This window comes from Streptomyces sp. GL_140 (genome assembly GCF_057834465.1).
The window spans coordinates 3,197,746-3,221,067 of sequence record NZ_CM174404.1 but is presented as its reverse complement, the minus strand read 5'-3'; the positions used below and the strand labels follow the sequence as shown (position 1 = coordinate 3,221,067).

The window sequence follows — 23,322 nt, the reverse complement described above, 5'->3', positions numbered from 1 at the left end:
ATGACCGCACTATGGCAAAGGAAACAGGGCGCAAGCTGATCGCCCAGAACAAGAAGGCGCGGCACGACTACACGATCATCGACACCTACGAGTGCGGTCTCGTGCTCACCGGTACCGAGGTCAAGTCCCTGCGCCAGGGCCGTGCCTCGCTGGTCGACGGCTTCGTGTCGGTGGAGAGCGGCGAGGCCTGGCTCTACAACGTGCACGTGCCGGAGTACAGCCAGGGCACCTGGACGAACCACAGCGCGCGGCGCAAGCGCAAGCTCCTCCTGCACCGCGAGGAGATCGACAAGCTGGAGTCGAAGACGGGGGAGACGGGCAACACGATCGTGCCGCTCGCCCTGTACTTCAAGGACGGCCGGGCGAAGATCGAGATCGCGCTGGCGAAGGGCAAGAAGGAGTACGACAAGCGGCAGTCGCTGCGCGAGAAGCAGGACACGCGCGAGACGAACCGGGTGATCTCGGCCGTCAAGCGCAAGGAGCGCGGCCAGCTTTAACCTTCTGGCACACGGTGGTCCACTTCGCGTACGATGGCGTCAGCACCACGCGCTTGCGGGTGGTGGCTGGGAGAACAGGCCTGACGAGACCGGTACGACCGGTGGAGCCGCCAGGACCTGTTGCCTAACTGAATAGCGTGAAACATGGGGATGATCGGTTTCGACAGCGGATGTCGATGTAGGGGAAGCGAGCCGAGAAAGCGGCAATGATCTCGTTAACCATATGTCGCAAACAATAATCGCCAACTCCAAGAGCGATAACTCCCGCTTCACCCTCGCTGCCTAATAACAGTGAGCTGAAGCCTCTGTGAGGAGCGTCAGCCCGGAAGTGGTCCCGGTCCGGATCCTGGCGTCAACAAGGGATCTAAACCTCTAGCTCCGGTCGCGGGAGCTTGAGGGAAATCAAACAGTGACTGAGCCCGTCGGAGACTTGTCCGTGTGATCTCCGGGGCTGAGAAAAGCGCAGCGGAATGCGCTCGGAGAAGCCCTACTTCTGCACCGTTGGACGCGGGTTCGATTCCCGCCATCTCCACAACCCCATGTTGTACAAAGGCCCCGCGGCCATCAGGCTGCGGGGCCTTTGTCGTGTCGAGTCAGTAGTGGTAGCGGGCCTTGAGGATCTTCACTTCCTTCTCGTCCGCCCGGTAGACGAGACGGTGTTCGTCATCGATCCGGCGGGACCAGTAGCCCGACAGCTCGCCCTTCAGCGGCTCGGGCTTGCCGATCCCGCTGAACGGGTCGCGCTGGATCTCGCCGATCAGGCGGGTGATCCTGCGGGCCATCTTCCGGTCCGACGAGAGCCAGAAGAGGAAGTCGTCCCAGGCGGCGGGGTCGAAGTGGATGCTCCTCACTCCTCGCCCCCGGCCATCTCCCTCAGGTCGTCAAGGGTCTTGGCAACCGTGGTCGCGCCTTCCCGGTCGCGGGCGACTGCTTCCATCAGGCGCTTCGCGTTCTCCGGGGATCGGAGCAGGTAGACGGTTTCCTGCCAGGAGTCGTAGTCGTCGGCGGCCATGAGGACGGCGTCGCCACTCTTGGAGGTGATGCGTACCGGAGTGTGGTCGGTGTTGACGCGTTCGATGAGCGGGAACAGGGTCGCCCTGGCTTCACTGGCGCTTATGGACATGGCGTCACTCCATTCTCGACGGTACCTATTTACGGTACCAGATTTGTACCTAAAACTTGTACCGTCGCCCTGCCGTGCCGATGAGGAGGGCCAGTAGGGCCGCCGCCGCCGGGAGGGCGTACGGGGCTGTCGTGCCCAGGTGGTCGATCGCGGCGCCGGCGCCGGCGGAGCCGGTCGCTATGCCGGCGAAGAGTGCAGTGACGGCCAGGGTCATGCCCTCGTTGAGGCGGCCCGGCGGGGTCACCCGGTGGATCCGGGACATCGCGGTGACCATGACCGGGGCCGTGGCCATGCCGGCCAGCAGCAGTGCCAGGGCCAGGGGGAGCACCGAGCCGGTGGCCGCGGCCACCCAGGGGAGCGTCATGGCCCCGGCCAGGGCGGCCAGGCAGGTGGTCAGTCCGCGCGGGCGGAGGGTTCCGTAGAGCAGACCGGCCGCGCAGGAGCCCGCCGCCTGGAGGCCGAGGACCGGGCCCGAGAGCGCGCCGAGGCCGTGGGCGCCGAGGTGGGCGACGGAAGTGATCTCCAGCGAGCCGAACATCGCGCCGAGGGCCAGGAAGAGGGGCAGGAGGGGGAACAGGCCGCGCAGGCGGGCGCCGGAGCGGGAGGGCGGAGACGGCGGCGGCTCGGTGCCCCGGTGCGCGGTGAAGACCAGCATGCCGGCCAGGAGCAGCGCGGCGCCCGTGAGCGTGCCCGCCTCCGGGAAGACGGCGGTGCACAGGAAGGCGGCGGCCACCGGGCCGAGCATGTACGCCAGCTCGTCGGCGGCCTGCTCGAAGGACATCGCCGTGTGGTGCGCGGCGCGGTCGCCCCCCAGCAGGTGGGTCCAGCGGGCCCGGGACATGCCGCCGATGTTGGGGGTGGTCGCGGTGGCGGCGTAGGCGGCGAACAGGGTCCAGGCGGGGGCCTGGGTACGGACGCACACGATCAGGGAGACGGAGCCGAGGACCGCGATCAGGGTGGCGGGGACGGCGACGCGCGCCTGCCCGTGCCGGTCCACCAGCCGGGCCGTCCACGGCGCCACGACCGCGGTGGCGGCCAGGCCGGCCGCGACCACGGCGCCGGCGAGGGCGTACGAGCCGCGCTGGCCCGCGATCATCATGACGGCGCTGATGCCGAACATGCCCATGGGCAGGCGGGCGATGAGGTTCCCGGTGGTGAACCCGCGGGTGCCCGGGAGGGTGAACAGCCGCCGGTAGGGGCCGGGAACGCGGGCCGGTCGAGCCCGGGTGGCCGGGGAGGCGGCGAGGACCAGGGTGGTCCCGGTGACGGTCATCAGCGGGCCGGAGGAGCCGGGGGAAGCGGCCGTGGTCGTGGTGGGCATGGCACAAGGCTCGGGGTGCGGGCCGCCGCCGGTCCAACACCTGTTCGGGCGCGATTCACCGGTTCTCGTTGTCAATCGCCGTTAGTCTCCTGGGGTGACGCCCCGAGACCTCGACCCCCGGCTGCTGCGCGCCTTCCTCGCGGTGGCCGAGGAACTGCACTTCACCCGCGCCGCCGCCCGCCTGTACGTCGCCCAGCAGGCCCTGAGCCGGGACGTGCGGCGCCTCGAACAAGGCCTGGGGTCACCCCTGTTCGTCCGCACCACCCGCGCCGTCGAGCTGACCGCGGACGGGGAGCGGCTGCTGCCGCTGGCCCGCCGGGTGCTGGCCGCCCACGAGGAGCTGGCCGCCGCCTTCGCCGGGGACGGCGGGTACCGGCCGCTGCTCGTCGACCTCAACACCGACGGCCCCGGCACCGCCCGCACCGTCCTGGACCGGGCCCGCGAACTCGCCCCCGACTGCGAGCTGATGGCCCGCTTCGAATCCGGGCTCACGCACGCCGCCGCCGAGATCGCCGCCGGCCGCCTCGACGTCTCCTTCGGGTACGCCGACGGCCTCGCCCCGGCACTGCGGGCCCGCCTTGCGCAGGCGCCCGTACGGTACGAGCCGCTCGCGGTGCTGCTGCCCGACTCCCACGCGCTGGCCGCGCTGGAACACGTACCGCTGGAGGCGCTCGCGGGGGAGACCGTGTACGCCGGGGCCGGCAATCCGCGGACCCTGGAGTGGACCGGGCTGGCCCGCGAGCTGTTCGCCGGGCGGGGGATCGAGGCGGCGCCGCCCGCGCCGGTGGCGGTCGGCAAGGACGAGTTCCGCCGGGTCATGGCCAAGACCGGGAACCCGGTCCTGGCCACGGTCGGCTTCGTCGACCTGCCCGGCTGCGTGAAGCGGCCGCTGACCGGCCCGGTGCCCCTGTCGCCGCTGTCGATGGTGTGGCGCAAGGGCTTCGCCCACCCCGGGCTGGACGCCCTGCACGCCGCCGCGGCGGAGCTCGCCGCGGGGCACGGCTGGCTGGAGGTGCCCCCGGACAGCTGGCTGCCCGCACCCGCCGGCGCGGCGGCGGCCACGCTCACACCGGGCCCCGGCGGCGGGTGAGAGCAAGGTTTCCCGGCGGTCATCCGGCGGGGACCGGGGCCGAAACGAGCCGTTTCTACGGTCGTCACCACGGACGAGATGCGACGCGACGATACGAGGCGCGCCGCGATGCGACGTGATCGCAGCAGCTGTGGAGGCGTGTGATGACCAGTACGACCGCTACGACCGCACCGCGCAAGGGGAGCCGCTGGATCGAGCGGTGGGATCCCGAGGACGAGACCTTCTGGAGGGAGACGGGGGAGAAGACCGCCCGGCGCAACCTGGTCTACTCCGTGTTCTCCGAACACATCGGGTTCTCGATCTGGTCCCTGTGGTCGGTGATGGTCCTCTTCATGGGACCCAAGTACGGGATCGACCCCGCCGGCAAGTTCTTCCTCATCGCCACCGCCACCTGCGTCGGCGCCCTGGTCCGCATTCCCTACACCTTCGCCGTGGCCCGCTTCGGCGGCCGGAACTGGACGGTCGTCAGCGCTGTGCTGCTGCTCGCGCCGACCACGGCCGCCTGGCTGGTCATGGAGCCCGGGACCTCGTACGGCACCTTCCTGCTGGTGGCCGCGCTGACCGGGGTCGGCGGCGGCAACTTCGCCTCGTCGATGACGAACATCAACGCCTTCTTCCCGCTGCGCAAGAAGGGCTGGGCGCTCGGCCTCAACGCGGGCGGCGGCAACATCGGCGTACCCGTGGTCCAGCTCGCCGCACTCCTGGTCATCGCCGTGGCCGGGGCCGGCCACCCGAGGCTGCTGCTCGGCGCCTACATCCCGCTCATCGTGATCGCGGCCGCGCTCGCCGTGCTGCGGATGGACAACCTGGCACCGGTGCGCAACGACACGGGCGCCGTACTGGAGGCGGTCCGCGAACCCCACACCTGGATCATGGCGTTCCTCTACATCGGCACCTTCGGGTCCTTCATCGGCTACAGCTTCGCCTTCGGACTGGTCCTCCAGACGCAGTTCGGCCGCACCCCGCTCCAGGCGGCCTCGCTCACCTTCATCGGGCCGCTGCTCGGCTCGCTGATCCGGCCGGTCGGCGGGGCCCTCGCGGACCGGTTCGGCGGGGCGCGCATCACCCTCGGGACGTTCGTGGGGATGGCGGCGGCCACCGGAGTGGTGATCCTGGCCTCCGTACGGGAGTCCCTGCCGGTGTTCCTCGTCGGCTTCGTGGCACTGTTCGTCCTCAGCGGGCTCGGCAACGGCTCCACCTACAAGATGATCCCCGGCATCTTCCAGGTGAAGGCACTGGTGCGCGGCATGGGCGGCGAGGACGCGGCCGCGTACGGGCGGCGGCTGTCCGGTGCCTCCATGGGACTCATCGGCGCGGTCGGAGCCCTCGGCGGGCTCGGCATCAACCTGGTCTTCCGGGCCGCGTTCCTCGGCTCCGGCTCGGGCACGGCGGCCTTCGTGACCTTCCTCGGCTTCTACGCGGTGTGCTGCGCCGTCACGTGGGCGGTATACCTTCGCCGGCCCGCCCGGGTCATGATCCCCGCACCGGGCGCCGAGGCGAAGCCGCAGCTCACCTCGGTGTAACGGCCGCCACACCCTGGTTAACGGCACCGAAATACGCGTGAACCGAGCCTGATACGCCCCCAGGGCAGGCTCGGTTCACGCGAACGCGATACCGGAGCCCGGAACGGATCCGATACCGGCCCGGATGCCGGACCCGACCACTGCGCGAGGCAGGTCACCATGTACGACACCCCCACCGGGCCGGTCCCGGCCGCCGGGCCGCTCGCGGGCTTCACCATCGGAGTCACCGCGGCCCGCCGGGCCGACGACCTCATCGCCCTGCTGCGCCGCCGGGGGGCCACGGTGCTGCACGCGCCCGCCCTGCGGATCGTGCCGCTCGCCGACGACACCGAACTGCTGTCCGCGACCAAGGAACTGATCGGCTGCGCGCCCGACGTGGTCGTGGCCACCACCGCCATCGGCTTCCGGGGCTGGATCGAGGCCGCCGACGGGTGGGGGCTCGGCGAGGAACTGCTCGGGCGGCTGCGGGAGACCGAGCTGCTGGCGCGCGGGCCGAAGGTCAAGGGTGCGATCCGGGCCGCCGGGCTCGTGGAGACCTGGTCCCCGGGGTCGGAATCGCTCGCCGAGGTACTGGACCGGCTGCTGACGGCCGGGGTGGCCGGCCGGCGCATCGCCCTCCAGCTGCACGGCGAGCCGCTGCCCGGGTTCATCGAGGCGCTGCGGGCGGGCGGGGCCGAGGTGGTCGGCGTACCGGTGTACCGCTGGATGCCCCCCGAGGACCTCGGTCCGCTGGACCGGCTGCTCGACGCGGTGGTCGCAGGCGGGGTCGACGCGATCGGCTTCACCTCGGCGCCGGCGGCCGCCTCGATGCTGTCGCGGGCCCAGGAGCGGGGCGTACGGGAACCCGTGCTCGCGGCGCTGACCGGCGGGGCGGTGCTGTCGGCGTGCGTGGGCCCGGTGACGGCCCTGCCGTTGCAGGCGGAAGGGGTGGCCACGGTCCAGCCCGAACGCTTCCGGCTCGGCCCCCTCGTACAGCTCCTCTGTCAGGAACTCCCCGGCCGGGCCCGGGTGCTTCCGGTGGCCGGCCACCGGCTGGAGCTGCGCGGCCACGCGGTCCTCCTGGACGACGAGCTCCGCCCGGTCCCACCGGCCGGCATGGCCCTGCTGCGCGCCCTGGCCCGCCGGCCGGGCTGGGTGGTGGCCCGCTCGGAGCTGCTGCGCACCCTCCCGGGCGCGGGCCGGGACGAGCACGCGGTGGAAACGGCGATGGCCCGACTGCGGGTGGCCCTCGGGGTGCCCAACCTGATCCAGACCGTCGTCAAGCGGGGCTACCGGCTGTCGCTGGACGCGGGCGCCTGCGCGGACTGACGGGGGTCCGTTAGCGTGCCCGGATGATCGTTGATGGTGTGGAGATGCGGGAGATCCGGACGGCGGACGCCGCCGGGCTCGCCGACGTACTGGACCGGAACCGGGCCTACATGGCCCCCTACGAGCCCCGGCGGGACGAGGGGTTCTACACCGAGGCCGGGCAGCGGGGGCGGATCGAGAGCCTCCTCCAGGACCGGGACGGGGGGCGGGCGCGGCCGTTCGTGCTCGTGGCCGTCGCGACCGGCGAACGGATCGGGGCGATCAACCTCGGTTCCATCGCGCTCGGGCCGCTGCGCAGCGGAGGCGTCGGCTACTGGATCGCCCAGGAGTGGGCCGGGAAGGGGCTGGCCACCGCCGCGCTGGAGGAGGTATGCCGGATCGCCCGTGACGAGGTCGGACTGCACCGGATCGAAGCCGGGACCCTCGTCGACAACTTCGCCTCGCAGCGGGTGCTGGCGAAGGCGGGCTTCGAGCAGTACGGGCTCGCGCCGAAGTTCCTGCACATCGACGGGGCCTGGCGCGACCACCGGCTCTTCCAGCGGCTGCTGCACGACGACCCGCCCGCTCTCTGATCCCGCCGCGCCGCGCCAGGCCCCGCCGCTCCCCCGCCCCGCCCGTCTTCCCGCCGTTCGCCCTCTAGCCGCCCGCCCGCGGGGCGGGCACTCTGGGGGCACGCCCAACAGTGAGGCGGTGACGGGCATGTGGTTCGACTCCGGGCGGGTCTGCCTGGACCTGGTGGCCACCTTCGGGACCGACCGGTACGCCGAGCGGGCCGAGGGGATCCGGGACGGGGACGAGCTGCGGCTGTGGCTCGCCGGAGCCGGGCTGGTGCCCGACCGGACCCCGCTCGCCCGGGTGGGAGCCGACTGGGTACAGGCCTTCCAGGTGCTGCGCGCCGACGTCGAGAGCCTCGTACGGGCCGAGCTCGCGGGGGCCCCGCCGCCCGGGGCCGCGCTGGCCCGGGTCAACGCGGCGGCCGCCGGTCCACCCCCGGGACTGTGTGCCGTACAGGACCAAGAAGGTCACCTCGTCCGGGAGTTGTGCGGCGGGGTCGAATGCGCCGGACTGCTCGCCGCCGTCGCCCGGGACGCGGTGGAGCTGCTCACCGACCCCGGGGACCGGGCGCTGCTGCGGGTCTGCGAGGGGGACGGGTGCGCCCGGGTCTACCTCGACACCTCCCGCGGACACCGGCGCCGCTGGTGCTCCAGCGAGCTGTGCGGGAACCGCGAACGCGTGGCCCGGCACCGGCGCCGCGTGCTCGAATCCAGGCCCGGATGACCCCGCCAGGGGTGCCCGTCCGGCGTCCCTCCGGCACCCGCCGGACGTGATCTTCGTCTTGATCCGCGAGCCGTCCCGGAACGGGCGTGCGCGCGGGGGCCCCTTCGCGTACGGTTGACGGTCGCCCATGCACGACCGAAAGGGGCCTTGGTGGCCGCGCAGAATGCCGCTGTCGACAGCACGGCGGATTCCGTCCGCGATCGGGAGATCGCGGTCGAGCAGACGCATCTCGATCACGTGTACCGACGCCTTGAGGAGAAGATCCACGAGGCCGAGTTCCTGATGAACGACGCCGCCAAGCGTGGCCAGGTCGGCACGCCCGGCGCCCTCGCGGAGAGGGACGCACAGGTCTTCCGAGCCGGAATCCACCTCAACCGTCTCAACAACGAGTTCGAGGACTTCCTCTTCGGCCGGATCGACCTGGTCCTCGGCAAGGACGGGGAGCGCGGGCCGGACGGCGCGTTCACCTCCGTCGAGCCCGCCGACGACGCGATCCGCGCCGATCTCACGGCGGACATCGCCGAGACGCTCCACATCGGCCGCATCGGGGTCCTCGACTCCGACTACGCGCCGCTCGTCATCGACTGGCGGGCCCCCGCGGCTGCGCCCTTCTACCGTTCCACGCCCAAGGAGCCCGGCCGCGTCGTACGCCGTCGCGTGATCCGCTCCAAGGGCCGCAAGGTGCTCGGCGTCGAGGACGACCTGATGCGTCCCGAGGTCACGGCCTTCCTCGGCGGGAGCGAACTGCCCGCCATCGGCGACGGCGCCCTGATGGCCGCTCTCGGGCGGGCCCGTACGCACTCGATGCGCGACATCGTCTCCTCCATCCAGGCCGAGCAGGATCTCGTCATCCGGGCGCCCGCCGCCTCGGTCGCCGAGGTCGCGGGCGGACCGGGCACCGGCAAGACCGCCGTCGCCCTGCACCGCGCCGCCTACCTGCTCTACCAGGACCGGCGCCGCTACTCGGGCGGCATCCTCATCGTCTCCCCGACCCCGCTGCTCGTCGCGTACACCGAGGGCGTCCTGCCCTCCCTCGGCGAAGAGGGCCAGGTCGCCATCCGCGCGCTCGGCTCGCTCGTCGACGGGGCCGAGGCGACCACGTACGACGATCCCACCGTGGCCCGGATCAAGGGCTCGTCGCGGATGCTGAAGGTGCTGCGCAAGGCCGTACGCGGAGCCCTGGAGCTCGGCGGTCCCGGCGGCACCGCTCCCGACCGGCTGCGGGTGGTGGCCTTCGGGCGCCGCCAGGAGCTGGAGGCCGCCGATCTCGACAGGATCCGGCAGAACGTGCTGTCCGGCACGGCCCCGGTGAACCTGCTGCGCCCGCGCGCCCGCAAGCTGCTCCTGGACGCGCTGTACTCGAAGTCCGGCGGCGCCGGCCGGCACAGCGATCCGGAGCTCGCCGCCGAGCTTCGGTCCGCCTTCGACGAGGACATCTCGACGGAGGACGCCTTCATCGAGTTCCTGAACGCCTGGTGGCCCGAGCTGACCCCGCGCACGGTGCTGGCCTCCATGGCCGACGAGCGGCGCCTGGGCCGCTGGTCGCGCCGGGACCTGAACCCGCGCGAGACCCGCCAGTTGGCCCGTTCCCTGCGTCGGGTGGGCCCGGACGGCAAGGGCCCGCTGTCGGTGCACGACGTGGCGCTGCTGGACGAGCTCCTGCAGCTGATCGGCGCGCCCGCGCGGCCCAAGCGCAAGCGGGAGCTGAACCCGCTGGACCAGCTGACCGGGCTGGAGGAGCTGATGCCGACCCGCGAGGAGACCCAGTGGGAGCGGGCCGAGCGGCTCGCGGCGGAGCGCACCGAGTACGCGCACGTGATCGTCGACGAGGCGCAGGACCTGACGCCGATGCAGTGGCGGATGGTCGGCCGGCGCGGCCGGATGGGCACCTGGACGGTGGTCGGGGACCCGGCGCAGTCCTCGTGGACGGACCCGGAGGAGGCCGCGGCCGCGCGCGACGAGGCGCTGGGCTCGCGGCCGCGGCGGCGGTTCACCCTGACCGTGAACTACCGCAACCCGGCCGAGGTCGCGGAGGTCGCCTCCCGGGTGCTGAAACTGGCCGCGCCGGGCATGGAGCCGCCGACGGCGGTGCGCTCCACGGGCCTGGAGCCGCGGTTCACGGCGGTCGCCGAGGACCTGGCGGACACCGTCCGGGAGGAGACCCGGCGGCTGCTGGAGCAGGTGGACGGCACGGTCGGCGTGGTCGTGGCCATGGACCGGCGGGTGGAGGCCGCCCAGTGGCTCGCCGACCTGGGGGAGCGGGCGGTCGCGCTGGGCAGCCTGGAGGCGAAGGGCCTGGAGTACGACGCCACGGTGGTCGTCTCCCCGGCGGAGATCGCGGACGAGTCCCCGGCGGGCCTGAGGGTGCTCTACGTGGCCCTGACCCGTGCGACGCAGCAGCTGACGGTGATCTCCACGGCGCAGGACACCCCGGACGCGCAGGGCGTCGCGGCGCTGCTCCAGCCGTAGCGGGGGCGGGCGGTCCGGGGCCGGGTGGCTGTTCACTCGTGGTCCTCCGGGCCGCTCAGGGCCTCGTACGCCCGGTCCGTGGGGGTGGTCGGCCGGACGGTACGGCTGGTTGGTCGGCGCCCACTCGCGTGGTCGGCGGAACCTTCTGCCGGTAGGGGGATCACTTCCGGCGAACCTTTGTTAGCCTGGTGAAGGCACCGACTCGATCCAAGCCCCCGGGCCCAACCTTCGTCGCCTAGAGCGACCACTTGCCGCGAGGCGAGCATGGCGGGTCGGTGTCATTGACGTACGAAGCACCAGGTCCGCGTCCTCCACCCAGTGGGGGGCGCGGACCTTTTTGTATGGGCCACCCATTCCGAAGACCCCGATTATCTCGTATGGTGGAAGTGTCTTTCCGAAATTTGTAGCTGGTTACCTTGTACCGGCTGGTAGGTGGGACGATCGGACAACAGGTCCTGCCGCACCTGCCGTGTTCTGGGGGCGCGCCGTAGGACCCTGCGTGTACAGAAGAACCAGGGACAGAAGAGGAACACGGCCATGGCAACGGCGCCCAGCGTCTCGTACTCGATGACGGTCCGCCTGGAAGTGCCCGCGAGCGGAACCGCGGTCTCCCAGCTCACCACCGCCGTGGAGTCCTCCGGTGGCTCCGTCACCGGCCTCGATGTGACCGCCTCCGGCCACGAAAAGCTCCGCATCGACGTCACCATCGCAGCCACCTCCACGGCGCACGCGGACGAGATCGTCGGCAAGCTGCGGGGGATCGACGGGGTCACGCTCGGGAAGGTCTCCGACCGTACCTTCCTGATGCACCTCGGCGGCAAGATCGAGATGGCCTCCAAGCACCCCATCCGCAACCGCGACGACCTCTCGATGATCTACACCCCGGGCGTGGCCCGCGTGTGCATGGCGATCGCCGAGAACCCCGAGGACGCCCGGCGTCTGACCATCAAGCGCAACTCCGTCGCAGTCGTGACGGACGGCAGCGCCGTGCTGGGCCTCGGCAACATCGGCCCGATGGCCGCGCTGCCCGTCATGGAGGGCAAGGCGGCCCTCTTCAAGCGCTTCGCGGGCATCGACGCGTGGCCGATCTGCCTGGACACCCAGGACTCCGACGAGATCGTCGCGATCGTCAAGGCGATCGCCCCGGGCTTCGCCGGCATCAACCTCGAGGACATCTCCGCGCCGCGCTGCTTCGAGATCGAAGCCCGGCTGCGCGAGGCCCTGGACATCCCCGTCTTCCACGACGACCAGCACGGCACCGCCATCGTGGTCCTGGCCGCCCTCACCAACGCACTGCGCGTGGTGGGCAAGACAGTTGGCGACGTCAAGGTGGTCATGTCGGGCGCCGGGGCGGCCGGTACCGCCATCCTCAAGCTGCTCCTCGCAGCGGGCGTCAAGAACGTCGTCAGCGCCGACATCCACGGTGTCGTGCACGCGGACCGCCCCGACCTCGTCGACGCGGCCGCGGACTCCCCGCTGCGCTGGATCGCCGACAACACCAACCCCGAGGGCTACACGGGCACCCTGAAGGAGGCCGTGGTCGGCGCCGACGTGTTCATCGGCGTCTCGGCCCCGAACGTGCTGTCCGGCGACGACGTGGCCGCCATGGCCGAAGGTGCGATCGTGTTCGCGCTCGCGAACCCGGACCCCGAGGTGGACCCGGCCGTCGCCCGCCAGACCGCCGCCGTCGTGGCCACCGGCCGCTCCGACTTCCCGAACCAGATCAACAACGTCCTGGTCTTCCCGGGCGTCTTCCGCGGCCTGCTCGACGCCCAGTCGCGCACGGTCAACACCGAGATGATGCTGGCCGCCGCGAGCGCCCTTGCCGACGTGGTCGGCGAGGACGAGCTCAACGCGAACTACATCATCCCGTCGGTCTTCAACGACAAGGTCGCGGGCGCGGTCGCCGGAGCCGTCCGCAAGGCCGCCTCGGCCGCTGTGGTGCCCCCCACCTCGGCCTGATCCCCGGCGCGTCGCGGGATGCGGGCCCCCCGGGCCGCCTCTAGGGTTGCGGGGATGCCCGCGTGGCCCGCGGTCCGCTTCTTCCGGACACCGTCCGGTACGCCTTCTGGTGCGGACGGAGCGTCACCGCGGCGTGACTGTGGCGCTTTTCGTGTGACCCCGGCGGGTGCCGGATTGGCTTTCCCGCCGCTGGTGGGGGCAGGATGCGTAACCGGGCGAGAGGGTCTGACGTCAGACCCGGGTCCGGGGACTGTCCTAGGGCCCTGGCAGCATCGGCTTCGATCTCACGCCTCTAAGGCACGTTGAACACGGGAGTACAACATGAACCGCAGTGAGCTGGTGGCCGCTCTGTCCGAGCGCGCCGAGGTGACCCGCAAGGACGCCGACGCCGTTCTGGCCGCGCTCGCCGAGACCGTCGGCGAGATTGTCGCCAAGGGCGACGAGAAGGTCACCATCCCCGGCTTCCTGACCTTCGAGCGCACCCACCGTGCCGCTCGCACCGCGCGCAACCCGCAGACCGGCGACCCCATCCAGATCCCGGCCGGCTACAGCGTGAAGGTCTCCGCGGGCTCCAAGCTCAAGGAAGCCGCCAAGGGCAAGTAGTCCGCCCTTGTGCCGAGGGCCGCAGCGGCCCTCGGGACGGCAGTAGTACGTAGTACGCGAGAGGCGGCCACCCGGCACCGGGTGGCCGCCTCTCTGCCGTCCCGGCGCACCTCCGGGGTCCCGGAACGCCAGAACGCCCCCACAGGCCCTGTACGGGGCCTCTGGGGGCGTTCTGGGGCGGTCTGTGGCGATCTACGGGGTCTGCGGGGTCTACGGGGCTCCGCCGTGCGGCGGAGCCCCGTTAGACGAGGTCGCCGCCCGGCAGCTCGACCTTGGCGCCCAGTTCCACGAGCTTCTCCATGAAGTTCTCGTAGCCGCGGTTGATCAGGTCGATGCCGTGGACCCGCGAGGTGCCCTCGGCCGCGAGCGCCGCGATCAGGTACGAGAACCCGCCGCGAAGGTCGGGGATGACCAGGTCGGCGCCCTGGAGCTTGGTGGGCCCGGAGACGACCGCCGAGTGCAGGAAGTTGCGCTGGCCGAAGCGGCAGGCGCTGCCGCCCAGGCACTCCCGGTAGAGCTGGATGTGCGCGCCCATCTGGTTGAGCGCCGAGGTGAAGCCGAGGCGGGACTCGTAGACCGTCTCGTGGACGATCGAGAGGCCGGTGGCCTGCGTCAGCGCCACGACCAGCGGCTGCTGCCAGTCGGTCTGGAAGCCGGGGTGGACGTCGGTCTCCAGCGCGATGGCGTTGAGCGGGCCGCCCGGGTGCCAGAAGCGGATGCCCTCGTCGTCGATCTCGAAGGCGCCGCCGACCCGGCGGAAGGTGTTCAGGAAGGTCATCATCGAACGCTGCTGGGCGCCGCGCACGTAGATGTTGCCGCCGGTCGCCAGCGCCGCGGACGCCCAGGAGGCGGCCTCCAGCCGGTCCGGGAGCGCCTTGTGGTTGTAGCCGCCGAGGCGGTCGACACCGGTGATCCGGATGGTCCGGTCGGTGTCCATGGAGATGATCGCGCCCATCTTCTGCAGTACGCAGATGAGGTCCTCGATCTCCGGCTCCACGGCGGCGTTGCTGAGCTCGGTGACGCCCTCGGCCAGGACGGCCGTCAGCAGCACCTGCTCGGTCGAGCCGACCGAGGGGTAGGGCAGGCGGATCTTGCAGCCGCGGAGGCGCTGCGGGGCCTCCAGGTACTGACCGCCCTCGCGCTTCTCGATGGTCGCGCCGAACTGGCGGAGCACCTCGAAGTGGAAGTCGATCGGCCGGCCGCCGATGTCGCAGCCGCCCAGGCCCGGGATGAAGGCGTGGCCGAGGCGGTGCAGCAGCGGGCCGCAGAACAGGATCGGGATGCGCGAGGAGCCCGCGTGCGCGTCGATGTCGGCGACGTTGGCGCTCTCGACGTGCGAGGGGTCGAGCACCAGCTCGCCCGGCTCGTCGCCGGGGCGCACGGTCACGCCGTGCAGCTGGAGCAGCCCGCGCACGACCCGGACGTCACGGATGTCCGGAACGTTGCGCAGTCTGCTGGGTTCGCTGCCCAGCAGGGCCGCCACCATCGCCTTGGGTACGAGGTTCTTCGCGCCGCGGACACGGATCTCGCCCTCGAGCGGGGTTCCACCGTGAACAAGCAGTACATCGTCGCTGATGCCGGTCATGAATCTCGCGTTCCGGGAGGGATGGGCAGGGGGCCAGTGAAAAGGGTAAGGGGCAGCACCCCCCTGTTTGTATGGCTGACGGGGCCCTGGGACTGTCATGAATTCGCCACAACACCCTGGGTGCCCGCCAGGTGGCGGAGCGTCTCCTTCCATGCGGGGTCCTTCCGGGCCGCGCGTGCGCCCTCCCCGCTGCTGCCGTGCGCCCTGAGCTGCGTGCGCTCCGAACGCGCCGCCCACTCCCCCTCACGGGCGAATGTGCGAGATCATGTCGGCATGACCGAGGTGTCCTCCCTCACAGGGCGGCTGCTCGTGGCCACCCCCGCCCTCGCGGACCCGAACTTCGATCGAGCGGTCGTGCTGCTGCTCGACCACGACGAGCAGGGTTCGCTCGGCGTCGTCCTCAACCGGCCCACCCCGGTGGGTGTCGGCGACGTCCTGCTGCCCTGGGCCGCGCTGGCCGGCGCCCCCGGAGTGGTCTTCCAGGGCGGCCCGGTGGGGCTGGACTCCGCGCTGGGGGTCGCAGTCATCCCGGGTGAGGAGGGGCCGCTCGGGTGGCGCCGGGTGCACGGGGCGATCGGCCTGGTGGACCTGGAGGCTCCGCCGGAGCTGCTGGCCGCGGCGCTGGGAGGGCTGCGCATCTTCGCCGGTTACTCGGGCTGGGGCCCGGGCCAGCTGGAAGCGGAACTGGGCGACGGGGCCTGGTACGTCGTGGACTCGGAGCCGGGCGACGTCTCCTTCCCGGATCCGGAACGGCTGTGGCGGGCGGTGCTGCGGCGCCAGCGCAGCGAGCTCGCGATGGTGGCCACGTACCCGGACGACCCGTCGCTGAACTGACCCTGCCCGGGATCGGTACCCTGGCTCCATGAGCACTCTTGAGCCCGATCGCGGGACTGGTACGGGGACCCTCGTAGAGCCGACGCCGCAGGTGTCCCACGGTGACGGAGACCACGAGCGCTTCGCCCACTACGTCCAGAAGGACAAGATCATGGAGAGCGCGCTCGGGGGCACCCCCGTCGTCGCGCTCTGCGGCAAGGTCTGGGTACCGGGCCGGGACCCGAAGAAGTACCCGGTCTGTCCCATGTGCAAGGAGATCTACGAGTCCATGGGCCCCGGCGGGGACAAGGACAAGGGCGGCAAGGGCGAGTAGTCCAGCCCCCCTTTTGCAGGACCAAGGCCCTTGGGTGCGCTGTGGTGCGCCCGGGGGCCTTTGCCGTGCGCGGGGGGCGGGTTAGGGTCGCCGCGTAAGCGTCCTGTGCGTCCTGTGAAACGTGCGTTGTGCATGCTGCAACCGTGGAGGTCGAAACATGCCCGAGTTGATTCCCGAACCCCGGTACGCGCGGTTCAAGCCGGGCATCGGCGTGCTGGAGCTCACCGACCCGCTGCTCGCCGCCGCAGCCGGCACCGAGGGCGCGGCCCGCTGGCTGCGCCGGGAGCTCGGCGCGGCCACCGGCTGGGCGCTGCCGGCCGCGGTGGCGGGGGATGAGGGCGTCGAGGCGGGGGAGCGCGGCGGCGGGCGCCCGGTGATCCGGCTCGCGCTGCGGCCCGCGATCGCGCGGGGCGCCGGCGCCGAGTCCTACGAACTCCACGTCGCGCCAGGCTTCGTACTCCTCGAAGGGGCCGACGAGGCGGGCCTCTTCTACGCGGCGCAGACGCTGCGTCAGCTGCTCGGGCCCGACGCCTACCGGCGGGCCCCGCTGCCGGGGGCGGTGTGGCGGCTGCCGTACGGGGACATCCTGGACGGCCCGCGCTTCGGCTGGCGCGGGATGATGCTCGACGTCGCGCGGCACTTCATGCCCAAGGACGGGGTGCTGCGCTACATCGACCTGCTCGCCGCCCACAAGCTCAACGTGCTGCACCTGCACCTGACGGACGACCAGGGCTGGCGGGTCGAGATCAAGCGCTGGCCCCGGCTCACCGAGGTCGGCGCGTGGCGGGCCCGCAGCCGCTGGGGCCACCGGGCCTCGCCGCTGTGGAACGAGACCCCGCACGGCGGCTTCTACACCCAGGACGACATCCGCGAGATCGTCGCCTACGCCGCGGAGCGGCACGTGCGGGTGGTCCCCGAGATCGACGTACCGGGGCACTCGCAGGCGGCGATCGCCGCGTACCCGGAGCTGGGGAACACCGACGTGGTGGACACTGCCGCGCTGGAGGTGTGGGACGACTGGGGGATCAACGAGAACGTGCTCGCGCCCACCGAGGCCGTCCTGCGGTTCTACGAGGGGGTCTTCGAGGAGCTGCTGGAGCTGTTCCCGGCGGAGGTCTCGCCCTTCGTGCACGTGGGCGGAGACGAATGCCCCAAGGCGCAGTGGAAGGCCTCCGCGGCCGCCCAGGAGCGGATCCGCGAGCTGGGGGTGGACGGGGAGGACGGGCTGCAGTCCTGGTTCATCCGGCACTTCGACGGCTGGCTCGCGGAGCGCGGCCGCCGGCTCATCGGATGGGACGAGATCCTGGAGGGCGGACTGGCCCCCGGGGCGGCGGTGTCCTCCTGGCGCGGGTACGCGGGCGGGATCGCCGCGGCGGAGGCCGGCCACGACGTGGTGATGTGCCCTGAGCAGCAGGTGTACCTGGACCACCGTCAGGCGGGCGGCGAGGACGAGCCGATGCCGATCGGGTACGTGCGGACATTGGAGGATGTGTACCGGTTCGAGCCGGTTCCGCCAAAGCTGTCCGAGGAGGCCGCCGCCCACGTGCTGGGCGCGCAGGCCAATGTGTGGACTGAGGTGATGGAGAACCAGAGCCGGGTCGACTACCAGGTGTTCCCGCGCCTCGCGGCCTTCGCCGAAGTGGTGTGGTCGCAGCTGCCCGAACCCGCGGAACGGGACTACGAGGGCTTCGAGGCGCGGATGGCCGCGCACTACCGGCGCCTGAACGTGCTCGGGGTCGACTACCGGGCCCCCGGCGGCCCGTTGCCCTGGCAGCGCAGGCCCGGGGTGCTCGGACGCCCGATCGAGGGAGCGCCCCCGAACGTGTGACGAGCCCCCCGTGGGGATGAGGCGGGTCGGGGCCGGAGCAGGGGCGATGCGGGGGAATGTGCGGGGGCGGCACGTGGGTGGCGCACGGGTGGCGCACGGGTGGCCGACCCTCGCGTCCGGCCGTTCGGAAGATGTGCCAGAGTTGCCACCTCCCGGCGGTGAGCACGTACCGTACGGCGGACAGGCGTGAGCGCCGGGACCGGGACATCGGGAAGGGGCAGCTGGGTTGACCACGCACGCACCGCACGCACCGCAGGCACGGGATTCGTCCCAGGGCCCCCAGGACGACCCGCAGGCGGGCAACGCGACGGGGAACGCGGCGCAGTCCGCGACACAGTCAGTGACGCTGCCGACCTCGCTCGACGAGGCAGTGGCGGCGCTCGCCGCCATGCCCGCCGCCGTCCCCGTGGCGGGCGGCACCGACCTGATGGCCGCCGTCAACGCCGGGCTGCTGCGGCCCGCCGCCCTGGTGGGCCTCGGCCGCATCAACGAGATCCGCGGCTGGCAGTACCAGGACGGCCACGCGCTCCTGGGCGCCGGCCTCACACACGCACGGATGGGGCGGCCGGACTTCGCCGCCCTGATCCCGGCCCTGGCCGCCGCCGCGCGCGCCGCCGGGCCCCCGCAGATCCGCAACGCCGGCACGCTGGGCGGCAACATCGCCACGGCCGCGCCCACGGGTGACACGCTGCCCGTGCTGGCCGCCCTGGAAGCCGTACTCGTCATCGTCGGGCCGGGCGGTTCGCGCCGGGAGATCCCGGTCTCCTACCTGCTGGCCGGGCGGGAGATGCTGCGCCCCGGCGAGCTGATCGGTTTCGTGCGGGTGCCCCTGCTGCACGCGCCGCAGGTTTTCCTGAAGGCCACGGGACGTACGGGGCCGGGGCGCGCTGTGGCGTCCGTGGGGCTCGTGCTGGATCCCGCGCGCCGGGGTGTCCGCTGCGCGATCGGCGCGGTCGCCCCGATGCCGCTGCGGCCGCTCGAAGCCGAGCAGTGGGTGGCTTCTTTGATCGACTGGGACGGGGACCGCAGCCTGGCCCCCGAGGCACTGGACGCCTTCGGCGAGTACGTCGCCGCCGCGTGCGTGCCCGACCAGGGGGAACCGGTGGCTCCCGGAGTACTGCATTTGCGGCGGACGGTGGCCGTACTGGCACGGAGGGCCCTGGGGAGGGCGCTGAGCTCATGAGTGAGAACGAGAACACGGGTCCCGCGGGCCCCGCTTGGGGCTGGGAGCCGGTGCCGCACGGCGGCGAGTACGACTCCGAGGCGACGGCTTTCGTGAAGCTGCCGCAGGACATGCTGGACGCGCTCGGCACCGGGGAGCCCCTCGCGGCACCCGGGCACGGGTACGTGCCGCCGCCGATGATCGTGCCGCTGGGCACGGCCAGTACGGACCCTTCGGCCACGGGGACGTGGACGATTCCGGTGCAGTGGCCCGAGGCGGGCGCGGCGGGTCCGGTGGATTCGGGTGCGGGGGGCGGGGCTGGCGGTTCCGGTTCCGGCCTGGGTTCCGGTTCCGGCCTCGGTTCCGGTTCCGGTTCCGGTTCTGCCGGGGCCGGGGTGCGGGCGCCGATCCCGGCTTCGGTGCCGATTCCGGCTTCGGTGGCGGCGGCCTTCGCCGAGCCGTTCGCGGAGCCCGCGGCCGAGGCGTATGCCGAGCCGTATTCCGAGTCCTATCCCGGGGGCTATCCCGGTTCGTACGCGCAGCCGGGTGCGCAGCCGTTCGCGGAGCCTTCCGGTGAGTCCTTCGCGGAGCCCGTCGCCGAGCCGTTCGCCGGGTCCCACGACGGGCCCGTCGTGGACGGGGAGCGGTCCGGGCACGATGCGGGGGAGACCGCCGAGTGGCGGTTCCCCGGGGCGGCCGCCTCCGATGTGTGGGTACCGGGCGGCACGGGTGACACCGGAAGCTTCGGGCAGCTCGCGCCCTCGGCCGACTGGAGCCAGGCCCCCGCGACGCTGCCGGGCGGGGCCCAGGCCCCGTGGGCGGCGCATCCCGACTTCGAGGGCGCGCGCGGGTACGTGGCGCAGCAGCCGGGTCCGGACTCGGTTCTGAGCTCAGGGGTGCTTCCGGGGGCTACGGCCGCCGGTGGCGCCGCCGCCGGCGGACCGGTCGGCGGAACCCTGGGCCGGGGGCCCCGGGTGCTCGGTGGCCCGGGGGTCGGCAGCCCGCTCGCGGCGGGGTTCGCCGAACCGGAGGGGGAGCCGGCGCATCCGGCTCCGCACGACATCGAAGCCGCCCACGGCCCTGCGCGGATCCCGGTGACGGGTGAGCGGCCGCATCCGGGGGCGGCGGAGCCCGAGCCGGCGCCCGCGCAGGCGGAGCCGGAAGGGGCCGCGCCGACCTCGGGCGGAGCGGGGGCCGAGCCCGTCCCGAGCGAGGACGCCTCGGACCCGACCGTGACCGCGGGGCCGGCGGAACCGGGCGAAGGGACACCGGCCGGGGAAGCGGCGTACGAAGAAGGAACGGACTCCGACGGGGCGCAGGCCGAGGCCGTCGCCGCCGACGCCACGGTCCCCGACGCCGCTGTCGACGAGCAGCAGGCGCCGGTCGAGAACCACGAGCACCCGCCGGCCTCCTACGTCCTGCGCGTCAACGGCGCCGATCGGCCCGTGACCGGCGCGTGGATCGGCGAGTCCCTCCTCTACGTGCTGCGCGAGCGCCTCGGCCTCGCCGGCGCCAAGGACGGCTGCTCGCAGGGAGAGTGCGGCGCGTGCGCCGTGCAGGTCGACGGCCGGCTCGTCGCCTCCTGCCTCGTACCGGCGGCCACGGCGGCGGGCAGCGAGGTCCGCACGGTCGAAGGTCTCGCGACCGACGGGGAACTTTCGGACGTGCAAGAGGCGTTGTGCAGGTCGGGTGCGGTGCAGTGCGGGTTCTGCGTACCCGGCATGGCCATGACCATTCACGACCTGCTGGAAGGCAACCACGCCCCCAGCGAGCTGGAGACCCGCCAGGCCCTGTGCGGCAACCTCTGCCGCTGCTCGGGCTACGCGGGCGTCATCGAGGCGGTGCGCGAGGTCGCCGCCGAGCGCGAGGCGGCGTCCGAAGCGGCCGCCGCGGCCTCGGCCGAGGCGCGCATCCCGCACCAGGCCCCGCCCGGCGAGGGCGGCATCCACGGGATGCAGGGCACGTACGAGGGCTCGCGGGACGGCACGAACGACGGCTCGCACGGCGACCACCAGGGAGGCACGGCGTGAGCGCGCACGACGCGGCGACGGTACCGACGGGCCCGGCAGGCCTGACGGGCACCGCGGGTTCGGCCGGCTCCACGGCCCTCTCCGAGGGCCCGGACCAGGCGGAGGGCGCCGGGCGGGAAGTCCCGCGCGGCATCGGAGCCTCCGTCCCGGCCGCCGACACGCGGGCCAAGACCGAGGGCACCTTCCCCTACGCCGCCGACCTGTGGGCCGAGGGCCTCCTGTGGGCCGCCGTGCTGCGCTCCCCGCACGCCCACGCCCGCATCCTCTCCATCGACACCTCCGCCGCCGCCGAAATGCCCGGCGTACGCGCCGTCGTCACCCACGCCGACGTCCCCGGCGCCACCACCCACGGCCGCCGGATCGCCGACCGGCCGGTGTTCGCGCACGACGTGGTGCGCCACCACGGCGAACCCATCGCCGCCGTCGCCGCCGACCACCCGGACACCGCGCGCCTCGCGGCCGCCGCTATCGCCGTGGAGTACGAGCTCCTCGACCCGGTCACCGACCCCGAACAGGCCTTCGGCGCCCCCGCCCTGCACCCCGACGGCAACCTGATCCGTCACATCCCGCTGCGCTACGGCGACCCGGAGGCCACCGGCGAGGTCGTCGTGGAGGGCCTCTACCGCATCGGCCGCCAGGACCCCGCGCCCATCGGTGCCGAGGCCGGGCTGGCCGTGCCGCGGCCCGACGGCGGAGTCGAGATCTACACCGCCTCCACCGACCCGCACACCGACCGCGACCTGGCCGCCGCCTGCTTCGGGCTCGACCCGGACCGGGTGCGGGTCGTGGTCACCGGAGTCCCCGGCGCCATGGCCGACCGCGAGGACGCCGCCTTCCAGCTCCCGCTCGGGCTCCTCGCCCTGCGCACCGGCTGCCCGGTCAAACTCGTCGCCACCCGCGAGGAGTCCTTCCTCGGCCACACCCACCGCCACCCCACCCTGCTGCGCTACCGCCACCACGCGGACGCGGAAGGCCGCCTGATCAAGGTCGAGGCCCAGATCCTGATGGACGCCGGCGCCTACGCCGACGCCTCCTCGGAATCCCTCGCCGCCGCGGTGGCCTTCGCGTGCGGCCCGTACGTGGTCCCGCACGCCTTCGTGGAGGGCTGGGCGGTGCGCACCAACAACCCCCCGTCCGGCCATGTGCGCGGCGAAGGCGCCATGCAGGTCTGCGCGGCCTACGAGGGCCAGATGGACAAGCTCGCGGCCGCCCTCGGCATCGACGGCGCCGAACTGCGCCTGCGCAACGTCCTGGCCACCGGCGACCTCCTGCCCACGGGCCAGACGGTGACCTGCCCGGCCCCCGTCGCGGAACTCCTGCGCGCGGTCCGCGACCACGAACTCCCCGCGCTCCCGAAGGACGCGCCGGAGGAGGACTGGCTGCTCCCGGGCGGCCTGGAGGGCGCGGGCGAACCGGGCGCGGTGCGGCGCGGGGTCGGGTACGGGGTCGGCATGGTCCACATGCTCGGCGCCGAAGGCACCGACGAGGTGTCGACGGCCACGGTCAAGGTGGTCGACGGCGCCGCAACAGTCATCTGCGCGGCGGTCGACACCGGCCAGGGCTTCTCCACCCTCGCCCGCCAGATCGTCCAGGAGATCCTGGGCGTGGACGAGGTCGTCATGGCCCCGGTCGACACCGACCAGCCGCCGGCGGGCCCCTCGGCGCACGGGCGCCACACGTGGGTCTCGGGCGGCGCGGTCGAGCGGGCCGCGAAGATGGTCCGCACCCAGCTCCTCCAGCCGATGGCCCACAAGCTCGGCATGTCCACGGAACTCCTTCAGATCGCGGATGGCCGGATCACGTCGTACGACGGTGCGTTCTCCACGACGGTCGCGGAGGCCATAGACGGCAAGGAACTCTGGGCGACGGCCCAGTGCCGCCCCCACCCCACGGAGCCCCTGGACGCGGACGGCCAGGGCGACGCCTTCGTGGGCCTCGCCTTCTGCGCGATCCGCGCGGTGGTGGACGTGGACATCGAGCTGGGCTCGGTGCGCGTCGTCGAACTCGCCGTCGCCCAGGACGTGGGCCGCATCCTCAACCCCCGCCAGCTGGCGGCCCGCATCGAAGCGGGCGTCATCCAGGGCGTGGGCGCGTCCCTGACCGAAAACCTCCGCACGGCCTCCGGCCTGATCCGCCACCCCGACCTGACGGGCTACGCCCTCCCCACGTCCCTGGACGCCCCCACGGTCCGCATCGTCAAACTGGTCGAGGAACGCGACGTGGTGGCCCCCTTCGGCGCCAAACCGGCCAGCGCCGTCCCGGTGGTCACCTCCCCGGCAGCAGTCGCCTCGGCAGTCCGCGCGGCCACGGGCCGCCCGGTGAACAGGCTCCCGATCCGGCCATCGGCGGCGGTGGCGGCGCCCAACTCATGACCTTGTGACCCTGATTGCACCTGC

The 23,322-nt window shown here is 72.6% G+C and carries 19 protein-coding genes and 1 other RNA gene; 16 read left to right on the top strand and 4 right to left on the bottom strand.

The window, feature by feature from the left end:
- The first annotated feature begins 11 nt into the window (after nt 1-11).
- Nucleotides 12-497 carry an SsrA-binding protein SmpB gene (gene smpB, locus AC3IYJ_RS15040; protein ID WP_489364398.1) on the top strand — a complete coding sequence of 162 codons (486 nt, stop codon included), beginning with the start codon at nt 12-14 and terminating at the stop codon, nt 495-497.
- Between the two features lie 146 nt (nt 498-643).
- Nucleotides 644-1,032: a transfer-messenger RNA gene (gene ssrA, locus AC3IYJ_RS15035) on the top strand.
- A 58-nt stretch (nt 1,033-1,090) separates the two neighbouring features.
- Here ssrA and AC3IYJ_RS15030 read toward each other — a convergent pair.
- Genes AC3IYJ_RS15030 through AC3IYJ_RS15020 form a run of 3 tightly spaced genes read right to left on the bottom strand, consistent with a single transcriptional unit; the run spans nt 1,091 to nt 2,941 of the window.
- Nucleotides 1,091-1,348: a Txe/YoeB family addiction module toxin gene (locus AC3IYJ_RS15030; RefSeq protein ID WP_489401795.1), complete on the bottom strand. Its 258-nt coding sequence runs from the start codon at nt 1,346-1,348 to the stop codon at nt 1,091-1,093.
- The gene (locus AC3IYJ_RS15025; RefSeq protein ID WP_489401794.1) at nt 1,345-1,620 is read right to left on the bottom strand and encodes a type II toxin-antitoxin system Phd/YefM family antitoxin; all 276 of its coding nucleotides are present in this window, start codon (nt 1,618-1,620) and stop codon (nt 1,345-1,347) included. Before AC3IYJ_RS15025 ends, AC3IYJ_RS15030 begins: the two co-directional genes overlap by 4 nt.
- A 49-nt stretch (nt 1,621-1,669) precedes the next feature.
- Complete coding sequence (locus AC3IYJ_RS15020) at nt 1,670-2,941, bottom strand: MFS transporter (RefSeq protein ID WP_489401793.1); 1,272 nt, start codon at nt 2,939-2,941, stop codon at nt 1,670-1,672.
- A gap of 94 nt (nt 2,942-3,035) precedes the next feature.
- Between AC3IYJ_RS15020 and AC3IYJ_RS15015 the strand changes: the two genes are divergently transcribed.
- The 8 genes from AC3IYJ_RS15015 to AC3IYJ_RS14980 all read left to right on the top strand — a co-directional run bounded on the left by AC3IYJ_RS15015 (nt 3,036) and on the right by AC3IYJ_RS14980 (nt 13,174).
- Nucleotides 3,036-4,031 carry a LysR family transcriptional regulator gene (locus AC3IYJ_RS15015; RefSeq protein ID WP_489401792.1) on the top strand — a complete coding sequence of 332 codons (996 nt, stop codon included), beginning with the start codon at nt 3,036-3,038 and terminating at the stop codon, nt 4,029-4,031.
- Nucleotides 4,032-4,174: 143 nt separating this feature from the next.
- Nucleotides 4,175-5,554 carry a nitrate/nitrite transporter gene (locus AC3IYJ_RS15010; protein WP_489401791.1) on the top strand — a complete coding sequence of 460 codons (1,380 nt, stop codon included), beginning with the start codon at nt 4,175-4,177 and terminating at the stop codon, nt 5,552-5,554.
- 159 nt (nt 5,555-5,713) lie between these two features.
- The gene (locus tag AC3IYJ_RS15005) at nt 5,714-6,862 is read left to right on the top strand and encodes a uroporphyrinogen-III synthase (RefSeq protein WP_489401790.1); all 1,149 of its coding nucleotides are present in this window, start codon (nt 5,714-5,716) and stop codon (nt 6,860-6,862) included.
- Nucleotides 6,863-6,885: 23 nt separating this feature from the next.
- Complete coding sequence (locus AC3IYJ_RS15000) at nt 6,886-7,434, top strand: GNAT family N-acetyltransferase (RefSeq protein WP_489401789.1); 549 nt, start codon at nt 6,886-6,888, stop codon at nt 7,432-7,434.
- 127 nt (nt 7,435-7,561) lie between these two features.
- On the top strand, nt 7,562-8,140 hold the full coding sequence (locus AC3IYJ_RS14995; protein ID WP_489402820.1) for a CGNR zinc finger domain-containing protein: 579 nt from the start codon (nt 7,562-7,564) through the stop codon (nt 8,138-8,140).
- Between the two features lie 150 nt (nt 8,141-8,290).
- Nucleotides 8,291-10,609, top strand: coding sequence for a HelD family protein (locus tag AC3IYJ_RS14990; protein WP_489401788.1), 2,319 nt, complete (start codon nt 8,291-8,293; stop codon nt 10,607-10,609).
- 537 nt (nt 10,610-11,146) lie between these two features.
- Nucleotides 11,147-12,571: an NAD-dependent malic enzyme gene (locus tag AC3IYJ_RS14985; RefSeq protein ID WP_489401787.1), complete on the top strand. Its 1,425-nt coding sequence runs from the start codon at nt 11,147-11,149 to the stop codon at nt 12,569-12,571.
- A 321-nt stretch (nt 12,572-12,892) separates the two neighbouring features.
- Entirely contained in the window at nt 12,893-13,174 is a 282-nt protein-coding gene (locus AC3IYJ_RS14980; RefSeq protein WP_007264399.1) for an HU family DNA-binding protein, read from the top strand.
- 241 nt (nt 13,175-13,415) lie between these two features.
- On the opposite strand, the gene murA is transcribed toward AC3IYJ_RS14980, so the two are convergent.
- Nucleotides 13,416-14,759, bottom strand: coding sequence for a UDP-N-acetylglucosamine 1-carboxyvinyltransferase (gene murA / locus AC3IYJ_RS14975; protein ID WP_489401786.1), 1,344 nt, complete (start codon nt 14,757-14,759; stop codon nt 13,416-13,418).
- Between the two features lie 273 nt (nt 14,760-15,032).
- Between murA and AC3IYJ_RS14970 the strand changes: the two genes are divergently transcribed.
- The 6 genes from AC3IYJ_RS14970 (at nt 15,033) to AC3IYJ_RS14945 (ending at nt 23,298) form a co-directional block, all read left to right on the top strand.
- Nucleotides 15,033-15,593: a YqgE/AlgH family protein gene (locus tag AC3IYJ_RS14970; protein WP_489401785.1), complete on the top strand. Its 561-nt coding sequence runs from the start codon at nt 15,033-15,035 to the stop codon at nt 15,591-15,593.
- Nucleotides 15,594-15,621: 28 nt separating this feature from the next.
- Entirely contained in the window at nt 15,622-15,906 is a 285-nt protein-coding gene (locus AC3IYJ_RS14965) for a DUF3039 domain-containing protein (protein ID WP_267758818.1), read from the top strand.
- Nucleotides 15,907-16,063: 157 nt separating this feature from the next.
- Entirely contained in the window at nt 16,064-17,734 is a 1,671-nt protein-coding gene (locus AC3IYJ_RS14960; RefSeq protein ID WP_489401784.1) for a beta-N-acetylhexosaminidase, read from the top strand.
- A 340-nt stretch (nt 17,735-18,074) separates the two neighbouring features.
- Nucleotides 18,075-18,917, top strand: coding sequence for an FAD binding domain-containing protein (locus tag AC3IYJ_RS14955; RefSeq protein WP_489402819.1), 843 nt, complete (start codon nt 18,075-18,077; stop codon nt 18,915-18,917).
- Nucleotides 18,914-20,926, top strand: a complete 2,013-nt coding sequence (locus AC3IYJ_RS14950) for a (2Fe-2S)-binding protein (protein WP_489401783.1) — start codon at nt 18,914-18,916, stop codon at nt 20,924-20,926. The genes AC3IYJ_RS14955 and AC3IYJ_RS14950 overlap by 4 nt, the downstream gene beginning before the upstream one ends.
- Nucleotides 20,923-23,298 carry a xanthine dehydrogenase family protein molybdopterin-binding subunit gene (locus AC3IYJ_RS14945; protein ID WP_489401782.1) on the top strand — a complete coding sequence of 792 codons (2,376 nt, stop codon included), beginning with the start codon at nt 20,923-20,925 and terminating at the stop codon, nt 23,296-23,298. Before AC3IYJ_RS14950 ends, AC3IYJ_RS14945 begins: the two co-directional genes overlap by 4 nt.
- The last annotated feature ends 24 nt before the right edge of the window (nt 23,299-23,322 follow it).

What these genes read in the sequence shown, in the direction of transcription:
- smpB (WP_489364398.1), top strand. Translation starts at nt 12, where the DNA reads ATGGCAAAGGAAACAGGGCGCAAGCTGATCGCCCAGAACAAGAAGGCG.
- AC3IYJ_RS15025 (WP_489401794.1), bottom strand. Translation starts at nt 1,620, where the DNA reads ATGTCCATAAGCGCCAGTGAAGCCAGGGCGACCCTGTTCCCGCTCATC.
- AC3IYJ_RS15020 (WP_489401793.1), bottom strand. Translation starts at nt 2,941, where the DNA reads ATGCCCACCACGACCACGGCCGCTTCCCCCGGCTCCTCCGGCCCGCTG.
- AC3IYJ_RS15010 (WP_489401791.1), top strand. Translation starts at nt 4,175, where the DNA reads ATGACCAGTACGACCGCTACGACCGCACCGCGCAAGGGGAGCCGCTGG.
- AC3IYJ_RS15005 (WP_489401790.1), top strand. Translation starts at nt 5,714, where the DNA reads ATGTACGACACCCCCACCGGGCCGGTCCCGGCCGCCGGGCCGCTCGCG.
- AC3IYJ_RS15000 (WP_489401789.1), top strand. Translation starts at nt 6,886, where the DNA reads ATGATCGTTGATGGTGTGGAGATGCGGGAGATCCGGACGGCGGACGCC.
- AC3IYJ_RS14995 (WP_489402820.1), top strand. Translation starts at nt 7,562, where the DNA reads ATGTGGTTCGACTCCGGGCGGGTCTGCCTGGACCTGGTGGCCACCTTC.
- AC3IYJ_RS14985 (WP_489401787.1), top strand. Translation starts at nt 11,147, where the DNA reads ATGGCAACGGCGCCCAGCGTCTCGTACTCGATGACGGTCCGCCTGGAA.
- AC3IYJ_RS14980 (WP_007264399.1), top strand. Translation starts at nt 12,893, where the DNA reads ATGAACCGCAGTGAGCTGGTGGCCGCTCTGTCCGAGCGCGCCGAGGTG.
- murA (WP_489401786.1), bottom strand. Translation starts at nt 14,759, where the DNA reads ATGACCGGCATCAGCGACGATGTACTGCTTGTTCACGGTGGAACCCCG.
- AC3IYJ_RS14970 (WP_489401785.1), top strand. Translation starts at nt 15,033, where the DNA reads ATGACCGAGGTGTCCTCCCTCACAGGGCGGCTGCTCGTGGCCACCCCC.
- AC3IYJ_RS14965 (WP_267758818.1), top strand. Translation starts at nt 15,622, where the DNA reads ATGAGCACTCTTGAGCCCGATCGCGGGACTGGTACGGGGACCCTCGTA.
- AC3IYJ_RS14960 (WP_489401784.1), top strand. Translation starts at nt 16,064, where the DNA reads ATGCCCGAGTTGATTCCCGAACCCCGGTACGCGCGGTTCAAGCCGGGC.
- AC3IYJ_RS14950 (WP_489401783.1), top strand. Translation starts at nt 18,914, where the DNA reads ATGAGTGAGAACGAGAACACGGGTCCCGCGGGCCCCGCTTGGGGCTGG.